Annotated in this window: 14 protein-coding genes; 9 read left to right on the forward strand and 5 right to left on the reverse strand. The window is 68.6% G+C overall.

Annotation, left to right across the window (positions count from 1 at the left end; all coding sequences use genetic code 11):
• Positions 1–149: 149 nt before the first annotated feature.
• From ACYQ5L_RS17380 to ACYQ5L_RS17390, 3 genes are read left to right on the forward strand one after another with little or no spacing between them, the layout of a single operon-like run.
• A complete protein-coding gene (locus ACYQ5L_RS17380; RefSeq protein WP_459958732.1) occupies positions 150–1739 on the forward strand; it encodes an NADH-ubiquinone oxidoreductase-F iron-sulfur binding region domain-containing protein in 1590 nt (529 codons plus the stop codon).
• Entirely contained in the window at positions 1739–4450 is a 2712-nt protein-coding gene (gene fdhF / locus ACYQ5L_RS17385; RefSeq protein WP_459958733.1) for a formate dehydrogenase subunit alpha, read from the forward strand. The genes ACYQ5L_RS17380 and fdhF overlap by 1 nt, the downstream gene beginning before the upstream one ends.
• Positions 4438–5367, forward strand: a complete 930-nt coding sequence (locus ACYQ5L_RS17390) for a 1-phosphofructokinase family hexose kinase (RefSeq protein ID WP_459958734.1) — start codon at positions 4438–4440, stop codon at positions 5365–5367. The genes fdhF and ACYQ5L_RS17390 overlap by 13 nt, the downstream gene beginning before the upstream one ends.
• A gap of 8 nt (positions 5368–5375) precedes the next feature.
• On the opposite strand, the gene ACYQ5L_RS17395 is transcribed toward ACYQ5L_RS17390, so the two are convergent.
• Positions 5376–6023, reverse strand: coding sequence for a response regulator transcription factor (locus tag ACYQ5L_RS17395; protein ID WP_459958735.1), 648 nt, complete (start codon positions 6021–6023; stop codon positions 5376–5378).
• A 125-nt stretch (positions 6024–6148) separates the two neighbouring features.
• A complete protein-coding gene (locus ACYQ5L_RS17400) occupies positions 6149–7144 on the reverse strand; it encodes an Acg family FMN-binding oxidoreductase (protein WP_459958736.1) in 996 nt (331 codons plus the stop codon).
• 166 nt (positions 7145–7310) lie between these two features.
• Between ACYQ5L_RS17400 and otsB the strand changes: the two genes are divergently transcribed.
• Positions 7311–10991, forward strand: a complete 3681-nt coding sequence (gene otsB / locus ACYQ5L_RS17405) for a trehalose-phosphatase (RefSeq protein WP_459958737.1) — start codon at positions 7311–7313, stop codon at positions 10989–10991.
• Here the strand turns inward: otsB and ACYQ5L_RS17410 are convergent.
• Positions 10976–11182 (reverse strand): hypothetical protein, encoded by a 207-nt coding sequence (locus tag ACYQ5L_RS17410; protein WP_459958738.1) that lies wholly within the window; start codon positions 11180–11182, stop codon positions 10976–10978. The genes otsB and ACYQ5L_RS17410 overlap by 16 nt on opposite strands.
• Before the next feature lie 248 nt (positions 11183–11430).
• On the opposite strand from ACYQ5L_RS17410, the gene ACYQ5L_RS17415 reads away from it, so the two are divergent.
• From ACYQ5L_RS17415 to ACYQ5L_RS17425, 3 genes are all read left to right on the forward strand, one after another.
• Positions 11431–12354 (forward strand): universal stress protein, encoded by a 924-nt coding sequence (locus ACYQ5L_RS17415; protein WP_459958739.1) that lies wholly within the window; start codon positions 11431–11433, stop codon positions 12352–12354.
• A 16-nt stretch (positions 12355–12370) separates the two neighbouring features.
• Complete coding sequence (locus ACYQ5L_RS17420; RefSeq protein ID WP_459958740.1) at positions 12371–14734, forward strand: phosphoketolase family protein; 2364 nt, start codon at positions 12371–12373, stop codon at positions 14732–14734.
• 784 nt (positions 14735–15518) lie between these two features.
• Positions 15519–16124, forward strand: coding sequence for an ATP-grasp domain-containing protein (locus tag ACYQ5L_RS17425; protein WP_459958741.1), 606 nt, complete (start codon positions 15519–15521; stop codon positions 16122–16124).
• 131 nt (positions 16125–16255) lie between these two features.
• Here ACYQ5L_RS17425 and ACYQ5L_RS17430 read toward each other — a convergent pair whose 3' ends face one another.
• On the reverse strand, positions 16256–16711 hold the full coding sequence (locus tag ACYQ5L_RS17430; RefSeq protein ID WP_459958742.1) for a nitroreductase/quinone reductase family protein: 456 nt from the start codon (positions 16709–16711) through the stop codon (positions 16256–16258).
• A gap of 259 nt (positions 16712–16970) precedes the next feature.
• Here ACYQ5L_RS17430 and ACYQ5L_RS17435 point away from each other — a divergent pair, with 259 nt between their 5' ends.
• Positions 16971–17702 carry a hypothetical protein gene (locus ACYQ5L_RS17435; RefSeq protein WP_459958743.1) on the forward strand — a complete coding sequence of 244 codons (732 nt, stop codon included), beginning with the start codon at positions 16971–16973 and terminating at the stop codon, positions 17700–17702.
• A 191-nt stretch (positions 17703–17893) separates the two neighbouring features.
• On the forward strand, positions 17894–18055 hold the full coding sequence (locus tag ACYQ5L_RS17440) for a hypothetical protein (protein WP_459958744.1): 162 nt from the start codon (positions 17894–17896) through the stop codon (positions 18053–18055).
• Here the strand turns inward: ACYQ5L_RS17440 and ACYQ5L_RS17445 are convergent.
• Complete coding sequence (locus tag ACYQ5L_RS17445) at positions 18021–18509, reverse strand: DUF4265 domain-containing protein (protein ID WP_459958745.1); 489 nt, start codon at positions 18507–18509, stop codon at positions 18021–18023. The two genes, ACYQ5L_RS17440 and ACYQ5L_RS17445, sit on opposite strands and share 35 nt — an antisense overlap.
• Positions 18510–19206: the final 697 nt, after the last annotated feature.

Consider the following 19206-nt stretch of genomic DNA (forward strand, 5'->3'; position numbering starts at 1 on the left):
CGCCGCCGGCCCGGATAGGGACGGCACGCACGAGGCGATGGGACCAAAGCCCTCACAACAGGAGGCTTGCCGACCCTGCTGTGCGCTGCTCGTTCGCGGGAAAGTTGTCGATGCCGGCCCCGACGAGCCGGGGCAGAAATGAGCAGACGATGAACGTCCGACCCCGGGACTGGATGGCTGTACGTGCCCATCGACGCGCGACCGCCGCCGCGAACGCAACCGAGATGTTGCGGGCGACGCTCGATGAGCACCACGAAATCCGGCCCGCGGATGTGGACGAGGTCGCCGATCGGTCAGGTCTGCCCCCGGCCGCCGTGGCCGGCTCAGCCTCCTTCTACGCCGACTTCACGGCGCCGCCGGGCACCCGGATCTGTTCCGGCACGGGGTGTTTCGTCGCCCGCGACGGCCTTCCCGCCGAGCCGGGGCCCTCGGTGTACTGCCTGGGCTGCTGCTATGCGGCGCCTGCCGCGTTGGTGGGCGGGACCCTGGTGGCCGGGCCGGATGGCTCGCCGGCGCCGCCGATCCCGTACGCCTGCGCCGCGCCGGAACCCATTGTGCTGGCCGGACTTTGCGGTGACGACCGGCCCTGGGAGACCTGGTCCTCGATCCTGCGCAACCGGCTGTGGCGTGGCATTCTGGCCGAGATCGCCTGGTCGGGCCTGCGCGGCCGCGGCGGCGCCGAGTACCCGGTGAGCGCCAAATGGCGTGCCGCGCGGGGACTCGCCGGACCGCGCTATGTCGTCGCCAATGGCGACGAGGGTGATCCGGGATCGTACTGCGACCGCCTGCTGATGGAATACGACCCGGACCGGGTGCTCGCGGGCCTGGCGCTGTGCGGCTGCGCCGTCGGCGCGAGCGAGGGCCTGGTGCTGGTCCGCTCCGAGTACCCGGCCGCGGCGGCCGCCCTTCGTACGGCGGTTGAAAAGGCTCGTGCGGCGGGCTATCTCGGCGAGAACCTGTACGGCAGCGGTATCGACTTCGACATCACGGTGCACGACGGTGCCGGATCGTATGTCGCGGGGGAGGAGACCGCACTGCTGCGCTCGCTGCAGGGCTTGCGCGGGAGCGTCCAGGCCCGGCCGCCGTATCCGGCCGAGTACGGGTACCGGGGCAGACCGACCGTCGTCCAGAATGTCGAAACCCTCGCCGCCGTCCCGTGGATCGTGCGGCACGGCGGCGAAGCCTATGCGCGGCTGGGCCGCACGATCGAAACCGGGACCAAACTCGTCTGCCTGAACTCGGAATTCACCACGCCGGGCATCTATGAAGTGGAATTCGGCACGCCGCTTCGGCACATCGTCGAAGAACTCGGCGGCGGGCTGCGCCGGGGGCGTTTGCGTGCGGTACAGATCGGCGGCCCGCTCGGCGGCTTCCTCGCTCCCGAGGAGCTGGACGTCGGCCTGGCAAGCGCCGATCTCGCCGCATACGGTGTCAGCCTCGGGCACGGCAGTCTGGTGGCGATACCCGACGCGGTGCCGCCCGCCGCGCTGCTGCGACACCTGTGGATGTTCGCGCGGCGGGAAAGCTGTGGCGCCTGCGCGCCGTGCCGAGTGGGCACACAACGCGGACTGGAGATGTGCGACGGGGTGGATGAGCAATTGCAGGCTGTCGGAACGCGTTTCGACACGCTGCTGGACATCATGCGGACCGGCAGCCTGTGCGCGTTCGGGTCGGGAATGGCGATCGCGGTGCGCAGCCTGCTCCGCGTGTACGGCACGGAGACGATCGGGGGACTGTGATGGCGCGGGTGTTCGTGGCCGCCAAGGCGGTCGAGATCGACAATACGGCAACGGTTCTGGACGCGATCCGCGCCGCGGGCGGACAGGTGGCCACACTGTGTCACGACGACCGGCTCACCCCGCGCGGATTCTGCCGGGTGTGCCTGGTGCGCGCCGATCACCGAGTGGTGGCCGCGTGCGCGACCCCGGTGCGCGACGGCATGATCATCGAACCGGACAACGAGCAGGCGCGGCGGGCGGCGCGCGGCGCGCTCGAGCTGATCGTGTCCGAACTGCCGCCGCGCGCCCTGGAAATCCCCGCCCAGCACAGCGAACTGGTGCGATTGTGCGAGCAGTTGGGTGTCCACGGCGGTGAATTCGGCGGAGCCCACCGCAGCGGCGGAACCGACGACTCCCATCCCTATATCAGTTTCGATCAGGACCTGTGCATCGCCTGCGGCCGCTGCGTGGCCATGTGTTCGGAGGTGCAGGGCAGTTTCGTCCTGGAACTGTCGGGCCGCGGCTTCGGCACGGTCGTGGCTCCGGGGCACGGCGGTTCGTGGGCGCAGTCGCCGTGCGTGTCGTGTGGGAGTTGCGTCGACTCGTGCCCGACCGGCGCACTGCACGAGAAGCGCGCGGGGCGGCGCACCTTTACCGACACCACGACCACCACCTGCGGCTACTGCGGGGTCGGCTGTGCCCTGGATGTGCACACCGACAGCGCGGGCATCGTCTCGGTCACGCCCACCCGCGACGCCCCGGTCAATCGCGGGCACGCCTGTGTGAAGGGCCGATTCGCGCACGGCTTCGTCAGTTCGGGGGACCGGCTCACCCGGCCGCTGATCCGCTCGGCCGGGCGCGGCTCGCCGCTGCGGCCTGCCACCTGGGACGAGGCGCTCACCGTGGTGGCGCGTGAACTGGCCCGGATCCGCGATACCTACGGCGGCGCGGCCATCGGCATGATCAGCTCGGCGCGCGCCACCAACGAGGAGAACTACCTCGCGCAGAAGTTCGCGCGAACAGTGCTGGGCACCAACAGCATCGACAACTGCTCGCGACTGTGCCACGCGCCCACCGCGGCCGGGCTGAGCGCCTCCTTCGGGTACGCCGGCGGCACCGGATCCCTCGACGACCTGGATCGCGCCGATTGCATCCTGGTGGCCGGAGCCAATCCGACCGAGGCCCATCCGGTGATCGGCTCGCGCATCGTGCACCGTGTCACCGCGGGCGCGTCGCTGATCGTCGTCGATCCGCGCCGCACCGAACTCGCCGACCTCGCCGAGGTGCACCTGCGCGGTGCGCCCGGCTCGAATGTCGCGGTCTTCAACGGCCTGGCCCATGTCCTGGTCGACGAGGGCTATATCGACGACGATTACCTCGAGCAGCGCACCAGGGGATTCGCGGAGCTGATGCGGCTGTTGCGGGACTACCCGCCCGCGCGGGTCGCCGATATCGCCGGTGTTCCGGCGGAATCCGTCCTGGAAGCCGCCCGCTTGTTCGGGCGCGCCGAACATCCGGTCATCGTGTACGGGCTGGGCGTCACCGAGCACGCGCACGGCACCGACGGTGTGCGCACCCTGGCCAATCTGGCTCTGCTGCGCGGCACGGTGGGCACCCCGGACGGGTGTGGCGTGCTGCCGCTGCGCGGGCAGAACAATGTGCAGGGCGCCTCGGACATGGGCGCGCTGCCCGATGTGCTCCCCGGCTATCAGAAGATCGCGGATCCCGCTGTGCGGCAACGCTTCACCCGGGACTGGGGGACGCCGGTCCCGGAGCGGCCCGGTCTGCGCATCCCCGCCATGTTCGGCGCGGCGCTCGATGGCAGCCTGCGTGCGCTCTATGTGATCGGCGAGGACCTGATCACCTCCGATCCCGATGCCCACCACGTCCGCGCCGCGCTGGACGCCTGCGAGTTCGTCATCAGCCAGGACCTGTTCTTGTCCCGCACCGCCGAACAGGCCGATGTGGTGCTGCCCGCCGCCGCCTTCCTCGAAAAGGACGGTACCTTCGTCAATTTCGAGCGGCGCTTCCAACGCGTGCGTCCCGCGCTGGACCCGCCCGGCGAGGCCCGCTCCGATTTCGCCATCCTGCACGCGCTGGCCGGGGCCATGGGCGTGGACCTGGGCTGCCGCACCCCCGCTGCGGCCATGGACGAATGCGCGCGTCTCACACCACTGTTCCGCGGCATATCGCACAGCAGGCTGGACGCGCTCGGCTCCCTGCAATGGCCGTGCCCGGACCGCGGTCACCTCGGTACCCCGTCGCTGTACCAGCACCGCTTCGCCACCCCGGACGGCCGCGCCGCGCTGGCCGCCCGCCCCTACCTGCCGCCGGGCGAGCAGCCCGATGCCGAATACCCCTTCATCCTGGTGACCGGACGCCGCTTGCAGCACTACAACACCGGCTCCATGACCCGCCGCACCCCCAATACCGCACTGCTGGACGCGGAGACCCTCGATCTGGCGCCCGCCGACGCCGCCACCCTCGGCGTCGCCGACGGCGATCTCCTCGAGGTCCGCAGCCGCCGCGGCCGGATCGTGCTGCCCGCCCGCGCCACCGACGAGGTGGTACCGGGTGAGCTCTTCGCCGCGTTCCACTTCCCGCAGGCTCCCACCAACGAACTCACCTCGCGCTGTACCGATCCCGTCACCGACTGCCCGGAATACAAGGTCACCGCCGTTGCCCTGCGCCCTGTCCCACGCCACCACGGAGGTGAACCGTGTCCATCGTGACACTGACGATGAACCCGGCGATCGATATCGCCTCCAGCACCGGCCAGGTGCGGCCGACCGACAAGATGCGCTGCGCGGCACCGCGATTCGATCCGGGCGGCGGCGGGATCAATGTCGCGCGCACGGTCGCGGCGCTGGGTGAGCCGGTGCGCGCGGTGTTCCCGGTGGGCGGCCCCCCGGGCGCGTTGCTCGCGGAGCTGGTGCGCGATTCCGGCGTCCCGGCGCGCACCGTCGAAGTGGCCGGCGCCACCCGGGAGAGTCTCGCGGTCACCGACACCAGCTGTGGCGCGCAATACCGCTTCGTCTTCCCGGGCCCGCGCCTGACCGCACCCGAACAGCATCGCTGCCTGGCCGCAGTGGAACGCGCCGTGCCAGGCGCGCGGTTCGTGGTCGCCAGCGGCAGCCTGCCGCCGGGCGTCGCGGTCGACTTCTACCAGCGCCTGGCCGAACTGCTCGCGGATCTGGACGTCCGTCTGATCCTCGACACCTCGGGCGCTCCGCTGCGCGCCGTGCGCGGCGGGGTGCACCTGGTCAAACCGAGCGTGCGCGAACTCGCCGAGTACGCCGGGCATCCGCTGCCCGATCGGGCCTCGCAGCTCGCGGCGGCGCGGGCGCTGATCGCGGCCGGGGTGAGCGAGATCGTGGTGCTGTCGCTGGGCGCGGATGGCGCCCTGGCGATCACGGCGGCGGGCGCGGAGTATTTCGCGCCCATTCCGGTCACCGTGCGCAGCGGAATCGGCGCCGGCGATGCCATGGTCGGCGGAATCAGCGTCGGTCTGCTGCGCGACTACCCACTCTCGGATGCGGTGCGCTTGGGCATCGCCGCCGCGACGGCGGCGCTCGGTACGCAGGGGACCGGTCCCGGGCATCCGGCGCGCATCGCGGAGCTGTTCAGCGCCGCCGCGCCGGTGCGCTGACGCGCCCGCTACTCCGAAGAATGCTGTGTCGTACGCAGTTTCGACGCCAGCACGGCGGCCTGGGTGCGTCGCTCCATGCCGAGCTTGGCCAGCAGCCGGGAAACGTAGTTCTTGACGGTCTTCTCCGCCAGGAACATGCGTTCGGCGATCTGCCGGTTGGTCAGGCCGTCGCCGAGCAGGTCGAGGAGTTTGCGCTCCTGTTCGGTGAGCCCGGCGAGGGGGCCGTCGGGCTGGGTGCTGCGGCGCAGCCGCTCCATGAGCGCGGCGGCGGCGCGATTGTCGAGCAGGGAGCGCCCGGAGCCGACTTCCTTGATGGCCTTGGCCAGTTCCATGCCCTTGATGTCCTTGACGACGTAGCCGCTGGCGCCGGCCAGTATGGCGTCCATCATGGCCTGTTCGTCGGTGAACGAGGTGAGGATCAGGCAGCGCAGGTCGTCGAGGCGGGAGAGCAGCTCGCGGCACAGTTCGATGCCATTGCCGTCGGGCAGCCGCACGTCGAGGACGGCGACATCGGGGCGCAGCGCGGGAATGCGGGCGAGCGCCTGGGCCACATCCGAGGCTTCGCCCACCACGGAGAGTTCGGGATCGCCTTCGAGCAGGTCGACGAGACCCCGGCGGACGATCTCGTGATCGTCGACTAGAAAAACCTTGATCATGGCCGCATCCGATCTCGTGACAAGTGGTTGTGACGTCCAACATATCGCGCGGTGCGGCACGGCAGGCATGGCCGAAAGTCCCTACCTGCGGCGGTCGAACTCCCCCGGGTCGAGCCGGGGATTTGCTAGCGGCCGGGCGCCGCGGTCACGATCTCGAGAATCTGGCCCAGCGGCAGGCGCGGAGTAGGCCAGGCCGGCGTGTCGTCGTCGGGAATCATCCCCACCCGGACCAGGGCCTGCGGTCGCTGCGGGAGGCCGGTGAGCCTGCGAACAATGGCGCGGCTGTCCGGCAGTTCGATCACGTGGGTGAGCGTGCAGGTGGCGTACCCGGCGACCGTGCACTCCAGCAGCAGCGTGGACAGGGCCTCCCCGCAGTGCACCAGCTCCTCGCCCGTATCGCCGGTCGTGGACAGGACCAGCACGACCGACTGGTCGGCGGTCACCGCGGTCCGCCGGGACAGATCGGGGACGGTGGGCAGCGTGCGGCCGACATCGACGCGCTCGCGCTCCGCCGCGGAGACCAGAGCGCTCGGCGGCACGCCCGTGGTGGCGAAGGAATGCCCTGTCCACCAACGTAATTCGGCCTGGTACGCGTGATCGTAGCGGCGGATGGCGGCGGTGAGCCGGGAGGCTCGCGCCAGGTCGGACCGGGCCTGGTCGGGCAGCGAGGTCAGCACGGCGTCGTCGCGCGGAATGAGTGTGCGCATGACGATCTCGAAGTCGGCCCAGCCCGCGGGCGGGAGGAACGGCAGCCGGTCGGTGTGGCGGCGCTCGATGGCCGCGGCCCGATCCCGGTCGGCCTCGGTGACAATGGGGGCGGGCTCGAAGACGACCGTGGCCAGGTGATCGTGGCGGGTGGGATTGGGGAAGTACGCCACCGTCGCGCACCAGCCGGCCGCCGCCAGCGCGGCCCGCAGATGCCCCAGCGCGATGCCGCAGCTCAGCAGCAGCTGCCTGCCGGAGCTGTCGGTGGACGAAAGCATTCGCGCCGGAACGGAATACAGCTGCAGCACGGCGCCGTCGAACACCCAGCGCCACGGCTGGCTGTTGTGCAGCGAGGGCGCGCGCCCCGCGAGCCGCACGGCCGTTTTGATCGTCTCCACGCCGGGTATCTGGCTCATATGCTCACGCTAAGCGGCGGAATCCCGTGTGGGAGGGGTCCTTGGTCCCTGCTACGCCGGGCTTGGACCCGAGTTCGACATCCCTCGGCGCAGCTGACCCATGGCGATGGGGTCGAGGACCTGCGGCACTTGCCTGCTCATGCCTGATCGTCCCAGGCTGGAAATCGTGCGAGACAGCAAAACGGCGGGCCCGCTGATCGATTCACGCCGCTACGACGCGGTGATCTTCGAGATGGATGGCGCGGCCACCGCCGAGTCGACGATCGCGCTCATCCGGGAGGTGCAGGCCGCGGATCTGGCTACCGCGGTCCACTCCGCGGGGCATGCGGCCGCCGAACTCCTGACCGGCGCCGATATCGGCGACCTGCCGGCGCCGGTGGGCGAACCCGAGGCGGCGCTGCTGCTCGACGCCGCTCGCCGCATGGGCGCCGATCCGGGGCGCACCGTGGTCGTCGAGGACACCGAAGCGGGCGTGACGGCCGGGCGGGCGGGCGGATTCGGCCTGGTCATCGGCGTGGCGCGGGACGGTGACGGCGCTCGGCTGCGCGACCGCGGCGCCGATGCCGTGGTGGACGATCTGGCCGACGTGCGGCTGCGCAGCGGCTTCCGCCGGGTGGCGCGGTTGCCGGACGCGACGGAATGCTGGTCGCGGATCGGCGATCTGCTCGACGCCAGAAATCCCGCGGTCCTGCTGGATTTCGACGGCACCCTCGCCGATATCGTGCCCGAACCGCACGCCGCCGCCCTGGTGGACGGGGCCGCCGATGCGCTGACCAAGCTTGCCGCCCAGTGCCCGGTCGCCATTATCAGCGGCCGCGAACTCGCCGACCTGCGCGAGCACATCGGTGTGGAGGGCATCTGGTACGCGGGCTGTCACGGCTTCGAATTGCTCGCGCCCGACGGCACCGAGCACCTGCACGAGGCGGCCCCCGCCGCCGAAGAGGCCCTGGCGAAAGCGGCGGGCGAACTGCAGGACCGATTGTCCGCGGTCGCGGGTATCCGGGTGGAGCACAAGCGATTCGCCGTCGCCGTGCACTACCGGCAGGTCGCCGAGGCGCAGGTGGAGGAGGTCGTGTCGATCGTGCACGAACTCGCCCGGCACTCGGGTCTGCGCATGACCGGCGGTCGCAAGGTGGTCGAGTTGCGCCCGAATCTGGACTGGGACAAGGGCACTGCGCTGCGCTGGATCCTGGACCACCTCACCGTGCCGGTGCTGCCCATCTACATCGGCGACGATCTCACCGACGAGGACGCCTTCGACGCCGTGGAATCCGATGGCCTCGGCATCGTGGTGCGCCACGACGAGGACGACGGCCGGCGCACCTCTGCGCGATTCTCCCTGGCCGGGCCCGCCAGGGTGCGTGACTTCCTGGACCGGCTGTCCGGGCTGCTGCGGGCCGAGAACGACACCGCCGCTTCGGATTCCTGGATGCTCACCTACGACGGCTACGATCCGGACCGGGAACGCCTGCGCGAAGCGCTGTGCACCGTCGGCAACGGCTACCTCGCCACCCGCGGCGCCGCTCCGGAGTCACGCGCGGGCGACCGGCACTATCCGGGCACCTACGTGGCCGGGGTGTACAACCGGCTCTACGACGAGATCGCCGGGCGCACCGTGGACAACGAGAGCATGGTGAACCTGCCGAACTGGCTGCCGGTGACCTTCCGCATCGGCGACGGCGACTGGTTCGACATCGATGCCGTCGAAATCCTGTCCTACCGGCAGCAATTGGATCTGCGCCGGGCAGTGCTGGTGCGGCGCTTGCGATTCCGGGACGCGTCGGGGCGGATCACCCAGGTGAGCCAGCGGCGCTTCGCCGCCATGCACAGTCCGCACCTGTGCGCGCTGGAGATGTCGGTCACCGCCGAGAACTGGTCCGGGACCATGGTGATGCGCTCGGCCATTGATGGCGGGGTGCGCAATGCGGGGGTCGCCCGCTATCGCAGTCTGGCCGATGCGCATCTCGAGCTGGTGCGGGCCGCCGCGCTGTCGGCCGAATCGGTGCTGCTGACCATGCGCACCACCCAGTCGCGGGTCACCGTGGCGACCGCGGCGCGCAGCACACTGCACCGCGGCGGCGCACCGGTCGCGAGTGCCGCCGAACTCGTCGAACACGACGGGTTGATCGGCCAGGACCGGACGGTCGAGATGAGCACGGGGGAGACCATCACCCTGGAGAAGATCGTCACCGTGGTCACCGGACGCGATCACGCCGTCTCGGCACCCGATGAGCAGGCGGCGCGCTGGCTGGAGACCGCTCCGGATTTCGCCGGGCTGCTGGCCGCGCACACCGCGGCCTGGGAGCATCTGTGGGACCGGCTGCGCATCGATCTCGACGGGGCGGACCGCCCGGTGCGGGTGCTGCGGTTGCATCTGCTGCATCTCGCGCAGACCCTCTCACCCCACACCACCGACCTCGATGTCGGTGTTCCCGCGCGCGGCCTGCACGGCGAGGCGTATCGCGGGCACGTCTTCTGGGACGAGCTGTTCGTCTTCCCGGTGCTCAATCCGCGCTTCCCGGCCTTGACTCGCGCGCTGCTGCGCTACCGGCATCGCCGCCTGCCCGAGGCGCGTCGCGCGGCGGCCGCGGCGGGGTTGAAGGGGGCCTTGTTCCCGTGGCAGTCCGGCAGTGACGGGCGTGAGGAGAGCCAGCGCCTGCATCTGAATCCGCTGTCGGGACACTGGCATCCGGATCCGAGCCAGCGGGCGCATCACATCGGCAGCGCCATCGCCTACAACGTCTGGCAGTACTTCCAGGCCACCGAGGACATCGAATTCCTCACCGAGTGCGGGGCCGAACTGCTGGTGGAGATCGCCCGGTTCTGGGCGAGCCTGGCCGAATACGATCCGCGCCAGGATCGCTACCACCTGCGCGGCGTCATCGGACCCGACGAATTCCACTCCGGCTACCCGCACGCGCCGGGGGACGGGGTGAACGACAATGCCTACACCAATGTCATGGCGGTGTGGGTGATCGAGCGCGCCCTGGAGGCACTGGACCGGATCGCCCCGCGCGCTCGCGCGGAACTGCTGGAGTCGCTGGGGGTTTCGCCCAGCGAGCCCGCGCACTGGGAGGTCGTCGGCCGCCGTATGTACGTCCCGTTCCATGACGGCGTGATCAGCCAGTTCGATGGCTATGATCAACTGGCGGAACTGGATTGGGAGCACTACCGGCAGCGTTACGACGATATCGCGCGCCTGGACCGCATCCTCGAGTCCGAGGGCGACGACATCAACCGCTACCGCGCCGGCAAACAGGCCGATGTGCTCATGCTGTTCTATCTGCTCTCGGCCGACGAATTACGGGAAGTGCTGGGACGACTCGGGTACGAGCTGCCCGGCGCGATGATCCCGCGCACCATCGAGTACTACCTGGCCCGCACCTCGCACGGCTCCACTCTCAGCGCCCTCGTGCACGCGTGGGTGCTGGCCCGCGCCAACCGTCCGCAGGCGATGGAGTTCTTCCACCGCGTCCTCGACTCCGATATCGCCGACATCCAAGGTGGCACCACCGAGGAGGGCATCCATCTGGGCGCCATGGCGGGCAGCGTCGATCTGGTGCAGCGCTGCTTCTCCGGCCTGGAGATTCGCGCGGACCGCCTGATCATCGACCCCGCCTGGCCCGCCGCGCTGGGCGAGCTGACTTTCCCGATCACCTATCGCGGGCATCGCCTCACCGTGCGCATCCACGCCGAGGAGGTCGAGGTTCGCGCCGATCCCGGCAATGCGGCGCCGGTCGAAATCCATTGCCGGGATTGCACCGAGGCGCTGCCGGCCGGATGGACCATGCGGCTGCCGCTACCGCCCAAGCATCCGGTGTCGCCGGAGGGTCACGACCGGAGCTGACCGACGCCCCAGCGCACCAGACCCGCCGCCACCGCGATGTATTCGAAGAAGGCGAGATAGACCAGCACCGCGCCGTACAGGTCGGCCCAGCCGGCCAGCCGCGTGAGCGCGGCGGGTACCGCGATGACCATGAGGACGCCGAGCATTACCGCCGGGATCCCGAGCGAATTCGCGGACGCGTGCGATTTCATGGTCGACAGCCTGCTTCCGCGGGGTGCCGCCGGTGAGAGTCGATCTGCCCGACCGCGGCAGGACCAAGGGCCATTACCGGCCCGAACCGGATGCGGACGATAACCGGCTCACCTCGGATTTCATCGCGGACCCGGCGGTCTTTCGGCCCTGCGGCCGGTGACGATCGGCCGCAGTCGCGGGCCCGGCGGCATTCCTACCGTGAGGTAGGGGCCCGACCGGGCGTCCGGAACCGCACACGGAGGTCGCGATGACACAGCAGGACTATGACGATCCGCATCGATTGGCCTCCGCGGCCGTGGTAGTGGGCGTGGACGGGACGCCGGGAGCCGAGCTCGCCCTGCACTGGGCGGCGCGCTACGCGGCGCGGCACGGGCGGGAATTGCAGATCCTGCACGGACTCGATCTGGTCGGCGTCAGCAAGGTGCTGGGCACTTACGAGGTCGTCATTCCCCGCGTGGTCGACACCATGCGCGCGCACGGCAAGGCGCTTGTCCTGCATGCCGAGCGGACGGCCCACGAACTGGAGCCGGGGGTGCGCGTCTCCGTGCACCTGTCCGCCGACAGCGGCACCAGCCTGCTGCTCGAGCACAGCGCCACGGCCAATGCGGTGGTGCTGGGCGCGACCGGTGACCTCGGCACGCTGGCGCATCTCGGCTCCACGCTGCTCGCGGTGACCGCGCATGCGAAGGGCACGGTGATCGTGGTGCGCCCGGATCCGGACGCCGACAATGCGGTTCGCGACTCCGGCCCGGTCGTCGTCGGCGTCGACGGCAGCCCGGTCAGCGAGGCGGCCATTGCCGCGGCCTTCGCCGAGGCGTCCGAGCGGCGCACGAATCTGGTGGCCGTGCACGTCTGGAGCGACTGGAGTTTCGGCAAATTCGCCGGTGACGACGCCCTGCTGTCGCTGACCGAGCTCGAGGCGGTCGAGGAGATCATCCTCAACGAACGGCTGGCCGGCTATCAGGAGAAGTACCCGGAGGTCGAGGTGAACCGGCGGGTGTATTTCTCCGGCCCGGCCGCCCACCTGCGAGAATGGTCGAAGTCCGCGCAATTGGTGGTGGTCGGCAACCGAGGCCGCGGTGGTTTCCTCGGCATGCTGCTCGGTTCGACCGCGCACAACCTGGTACAGCATGCGCAGTGCCCGGTGATGGTCGTCCATTCCGCACGCTGAAGCGAGGAGTCCTCCCATGACGCGAACCATGACCGGCGCCGGCACCGAGATCGGCGGCGAACTGGCCGATCTCGATGCCTGGTGGCGGGCCGCGAACTATCTGGCGGTCGGGCAGATCTACCTCATGGACAATCCGCTGCTGCGCGAGCCGCTGCGGCCCGAGCACATCAAACCCCGCCTGATCGGGCACTGGGGGACCGTGCCCGGGGTGACGCTGACCTACGCCCATCTCAACCGGGCGATCATGCGCACCGGTCAGCGCATGCTGTTCGTGCTCGGTCCCGGTCACGGCGCGGCCGCGCTCAATGCGGCCACCTGGCTGGAGGGCACCTATTCGCTACGGCATCCCGAGGCCGCGCAGGATCTGGACGGCATGCGAGAGTTGTTCCGGCAGTTCTCTTTTCCCGGCGGCGTGCCCAGCCACGCATCGCCGCATCTGCCGGGGTCCATTCACGAGGGCGGTGAGCTGGGGTATTCACTGGCCCATGCCACCGGTGCGGCGCTGGACAATCCGGATCTGGTGGTGGCGTGCATGATCGGCGACGGCGAGGCCGAAACCGGGGCCCTCGCCACCAGCTGGCATGCGCCATTGTTCCTGGACCGCATCACCGATGGCACCGTGCTGCCGATTCTGCACCTCAACGGCTACAAGATCGCCAATCCGACCCTGTTGTCGCGCATGCTGCGCAGTGATCTGGACGCGCTGCTCAGCAGCCATGGCTGGGAGCCGATCTACGTCGAGGGCAGTGACCCGGCGAAGGTCCACGAACGCTATGCCGCCGCCCTCGACGACGCGCTCGAGCGGATCCGGCAGATTCGCGAGGACGCCAGTCTCGGTGCCGGGCCGCGGGATCCGTGTCGGCCCATGATCGTGCTCGTCACCCCGAAGGGTTGGACGGGACCCAAGGTGGTCGACGACATTCCGGTCGAGGACACTTTCCGCGCCCACCAAGTGCCGCTTTCGGGTGTCCGGGAAGATCCGGAACACCTTGCGCAACTGGAACAGTGGCTGCGTTCCTATCGTCCCGAGGAGCTGTTCGACGCCGACGGCGCGCCCGGGGACCGGATCGCGAGCCTGCACCCCGAACATCTGCGCATGAGCGCCGACCCCGCCGCGCACGGCCACACCAGTGTGGACCTGCGCCTGCCCCGGCCCTCCGACTATGCCGTCGGATTCGAGAGCCCCGCAACGGAATTGGCCGAATCGACCCGTGTGCTCGGCGAATACCTGCGCGACGCCCTGGTCGCGAATCCGCGCAATCTGCTGTTCTTCTCCCCGGACGAGCACACCTCCAATCGCCTCGACGCGGTCCTGGAAGTGACCGGCCGCCGCTGGCGCATCGCGCGCCGCGCCGGTGACGACCGGCTGGCTCCGGACGGCCGCGTCTTCGAAGTGCTCTCCGAACACTTGTGCCAGGGCTGGCTCGAGGGCTATCTGCTCACCGGCCGCCACGGCGTGTTCTCCACCTACGAGGCGTTCGCCCACATTGTCGACTCGATGGTGGTCCAGCACGCCAAATGGCTGCACATGGCCGCCGAATTCCCCTGGCGTGAACCGATTCCCAGCCTCAACTACCTCATCACCTCGCACGTGTGGCGCCAGGATCACAATGGCGCCTCCCACCAGGACCCCGGCTTCATCGACCACGTCCTGGGCAAACGCCCCGAGGTCAGCCGCGTCTATCTCCCCCCGGACGCCAACTGCCTGCTGCACGTCTTCGACCACTGCCTGCGCAGCCGCGGCTATGTGAACGTCGTCGTAGCGGGCAAACAACCGGCCCTGCAATACCTCGACGACGAACAAGCCCGCATCCACTGCGAGCGTGGCCTCGGCGTCTGGGACTGGGCGAGCTCGGACACCGACCGCCCCGCCGACGTGGTCCTGGCCTGTGCCGGCGACGTCCCCACCCAGGAAACCCTCGCCGCCGCAGCCTTATTGCGCGAACTCGCCCCCGAGGTGGCGGTACGCGTGGTGAATGTGGTCGACCTGGCCCGCCTCTTCCCGCCCGACCGGCACCCGCACGGCATCCCCGACTCCGAATACACCCGCATATTCACCGGCGCCCCGGTAGTTTTCGCTTTCCACGGCTACCCGTGGCTCATTCACCGCATCGCCTACCGCCGTCCCGGCCACGACGTCCTGCACGTCCACGGCTTCACCGACAACGGCACCACCACAACCCCGTTCGACATGTGCGTCATGAACGGCATCGACCGCTACCACCTGGCCCTGGCGGCACTCGAGGAAGTCCCCGCCCTGTCTTCCCGTCTGGATTCCCTCCGCGAGCAGCTCCTGTCCCGCCTCGACCACGCCCACACCCATTCCCGCCGCTTCGGCGAGGACCCACCGGAGATCACCGACTGGTATTGGCAGACCTGAAAAGGCACAAGCGAATACGGCTCCGACAGCGATCAGCGGCCGACCGCCCACGTCGCCCGCGCGCCCGGTCCGGGTCGGCGAATCGCGCTGATATGATGCGGACATGATGTTCTTCCACCTGCGCTGACGGTTCCGTCGGCGCAGCGAGGATTCCCGTTGCCGACGAGGCGGGACGACGTGGTGTCGTCCCGAACCGTCCTGTGGGAGAAGAACCTTCATCATGTAAGTTTCGCCACAAGGCCTCCTCACCACCGGCCTGAAACCCCTGTGGACCGAACTACGCCGAGTGCTCAAACCGAAGGCTCAGCCATCGTCCTGATCCCCGACACCAGAGAACTCGCCACCGCGATCCACACCGGATTCACCCCGACACACATCCAGCAAGTCCGCGTATCCGGCAAACCCTCGTTCACCGTCCGCCTCACCCCACCGCCCCGACCATGACAATTTCCTCGTTCGGAGTTGTTCCAGCAGTATGGATTCGATCACACAGCACCGGAAAAGGCCGGTGAACCACCCCTCAGCCCACGCCCCCGGACTGCCCAGCGTGGTCGTCGTCCCGAATCACTGACTGCCTCAACCTGATTGCTGGGCTCGGCGTGGTTAGCATCGCATCATGCGACCGCAATGGCTCATCGATCTCGATGAGGAATTCCCCGGCTCCGCTCTCGTCGCGGCTGCGCTCGACGATGCGCTGATTGTTCAATCGCGGGATGCGATGACCGGACGCTGGCCCGTTGTCCGAGACGGTCGCCCGGTCGTCGGGTACGGGACCATGCCCACGATGAGAAGTCTCCGTCGCGTGCCGCGGCTCGGGGAAGCGGTCTTCGATGACTACACGCTGCTGCGCTGCTCGTTCTACTACCGGCACGTGTACGAGCTGCTGGGACGCACCGCGGTCTTCGTGCCGTTCTCGGCGGTTCCCGGTCTACCGCTGGCGCGAATGTTCGACAGTGAGCAGGTCTTCCTCCGCAGTGACACGAACTACAAGCTGTTTCCCGCAGGCGTGCATGCCATCACGGAGCTGGGGCACTGGCTCGAGACCTACGGCCGGTACCGAGACGAGCTGGTTGTCGTGTCCGAGGTCGTGTCCTTCGAGTACGAGTACCGCTGCTTCTGCCGCGACGGCCGCTTCGTCTGCGGAAGTTCGTATCCGATCGAGCCGTATCTCCCCGTCCCCGATCACGTTCGCGGCTTCGCGGAAACCGCGGCGGGGCGACTGCTCGCTCACGGCTGCACCATGGTCACCGTCGATGTCGGCGTCGGCCCCGACGGCGTGCTTCGCCTCGTCGAGCTCGGCGGTGTGAACAGCTGGGGCATCTACGGATCCGACGTCACCGCCTTCATCGCCGCGATGGAAGCCGAGGCCCTCGCCCGCGCGGACATGTAGTGCATGATCCGCGGCATGTTTCGCAGGCCGAGCGGTGCAAGACCATCCTCGTGGCGAGCCGGTTCGGAACGCACGCACATGGCGCGTACCGAGCGGTCCGAATCGGCCATCGAGGCGTGAGCGGGTCGCTGTCAGGCCGGTTCGCAGATAACCACCGGGATATCCCGTGCGGTGCTGCGCTGATATCCGTCGTACGGGTTGGCGAAGCCGCGGGTGATCTCGGGCCAGAGCTCGGCCTTCTCCTGTGTGGACGCGGTGCGCGCGATGTACGGCTTGGTCTCACCGCGCACGGTGATCTCGACAGTGGGATGGGCAACGAGATTCAGGTACCAGGCGGGGTGGTGCGAAGCGCCGCCGAGCGAGGCGACCAGCACGATCCGCTCCGGAGTGAAAAGGGGCGAGCTCAACAACGTGGAGCGCCGCCGACCGGTCTTGCGCCCGATGGTGTGCAGCTCCAGCGCCTGCATCGAGCCGAGCCGGTGCGGCCAGCGACCGCCGGTCAGCTTCAACAGGGTGCGGTGTCCGTTTTCCAGCACCCATGCGCCGCTTTCGGCGACCCAGTCGGGGGTCTTCTGCTTGTCGCCCATGGCCTCTCCACTTCAGTTGGCCGGCATCTGCTGTCGACATCTTCGCGAGCTTTCGTGACTGCATCATGTGTGGCCGCTGCGAGTCAATGACTGGAGCCGACACGAGCCAGAACACCCTCTATTGCCGATTACCGAGTGGCGGTTGCCGAACAGGCGTTGGTATCGTGCGGGTGATAGTCCGGTGGACCGCACCGCGAGCGCGACGCCATCCACCATCGACCGCACGCGCGGCGGTAAACGCTCGAGGAGGAGCGCGCGTATGCCGATGGTGCGCCGGTTCTGGATCGAATTCGACGTGCGGGAGTGCTCGCCCCCATGGTTCGGAAAAGCCATCGGTGTGACCGGATTCGACGTGCGGGACTGCTTGGCGATGGCGGCGGATCTGATCACCGACGGACCATTGCCGCCCGTGCGTCGAATCGTCGCCGACATCTCCCTGGCCGAGCCCCTCCCCGTGAATCCTCGCGGACTGGGAGTCCCGGTGTGGCGAGGCGTGTGGTACCCACCCCGAAACCTCACAACCGGACCAATCCACGACATCGACCGCAGAGGCGCACCGCCGGACCACCCGGCACCGGTCACAGAACCACTGCGCCGAGCGCGAGTCAGCGAGAGCATGGGCGCGAGCACCGCATGGTGGGACGAGATTCCGCATATCGACGGTCTGCTGTGGCCGCTGGTCGACATGCACCGTGCCCGGTACGCGCGCGGGATGCGGCTCAGCGCTTCGGCACTGCGCGACGCCCTGGCCAGGGATACGACCTATGGGAAGATGCTGTGCGAAGCCCTCGACTTCATGATCGCGTGGCGCCCGACGCCGGAGGAGTGGTTCGACCCGACCGGAATCAGATTCGCTGATCAGTGGGAGTTGGACGAGTACCTACGAGCTTTCCGCGACTACTTGTTCGGAACTCGCCAGGAGCCGATCTGTCCGCCCGGTGCGGGACAGCTTCCACTCGAAGCCGAATCACAGCTTCTGACCGACGACTGAAACCCTCTGGGAGTCAGCGAGTCCTGCGCTTGCCGCCGGACGTTCCGCGCGTCGAGCATCCGGTACTGCCTGCGGGCTGCCCGAAGCGGCCAGGGCCCGCCCACGGGAGATCAACGGGACCGGGGTCAGTCGGCCGCGTTGTGATCGGATCGGGCGTAAAAGTCGATAACCCGAGGCGACAGGAGTTGGCGATGTCCCTACGCGCCGACGGTGGTTACCTGGACCTGTTTCCCGGTCACCGCGTCGTACTGATCAGCGACGGACACGGCGGGTACGAGGGCCCCGCGTATTTCGTGTGCGTGCCCTTGGGGGCTGCCATCACCCTCGAGCAGTGGCTTCCCAAGCTGCGGTGACGCACCCTTCCTCCCAGTGCCACCACCCCTGTTCTGCACCGTGTTCCAACAGCTTGCGGATCTTCGGCAGGTCCGCCTCCGGCGGTACATCCAAGGCCACCATCCGGTAGCGCTCGATGCCTTCGCCTGTCGTACCGAGGTGGTGGAAGGCCTTCAATACGCTCTCCCGAGCGGCAACCGAGCCATTGTCTTTCAACACGATCAACCGGATGGTGCAGTTCTGCGACGGCTGGACCGTCTGACCGGCCCAGAGAACACCCTCATCGTCCGGCTCCACCGTGACGATGTCCCCGCTGGCGGTCCCCCGGACGAACCACGGCGTGTTGTCCAACCGCGCTGTACCGTCACCGAGGTCTACCGCCCACAGGCTTTCGACGCTGACGGGCGGCCAGCCGTTCTCATCGATGTCCATGGCGAAGTGGACTTTCACGTGGTCGTCCCTGATCTCGGTCACCGGCCTATCATCCAACATTCGCAAATGCCGCGGATCGCTCGATTCGAACCGGCTGACACGACGCAGCGGAAGATCAACGGGCGGTGGCTATCCGATCCGGGCCGAACGCACTGATCTGCCGGCACGGCGGCAAGCAGAGCGCTGTCGAAGTAGTCCGCGTCCGCGGAGACCAGCCGGCCGTGCTCGACGACCCGGAAGGTGAGGTTTTCCCGCCTTGGCCCAGAACTGCCCCAGCAATTCCGGCAGGACATCCACGGCCATCTGGTCGACCTCGGGGAAACGCGCGGCCATCATTTCCCGCCACCACGACTGCCACCACTGGAAACGGACCGCTGGATCATCCGGGATCCACGGCCCCTCACTGACGCCTCGTCGTATGTACTGGGCGGTCCCCTGTTTCGATCCCAGGGTGGAGGAGAGCGCGGGTGGCGTAGTGTCGTGGCAACGAGGCCGTTGAGGTCTTCCAAACAAAGGGCGTACCAGTTGTCCGACAAATCTCCGCGTAGCAAGATGTCCAATGCTCAGGGGAAGACCCTGAAGGAGAAACGAGCGGAGAAGAAGGCCAAGTTGGCCAATCCGCAATCCGGGATCGAAGCCACGGAGAACAGAGGGCGGAAGCGCAGGTAGCCAAGGGGTTTCGGCTTCGAGGACGGCGACCGCGCCGACCGGAAGGTCGGCGCGATCGCGTATTCGGTGG

The organism is Nocardia sp. IFM 10818, assembly GCF_054655275.1.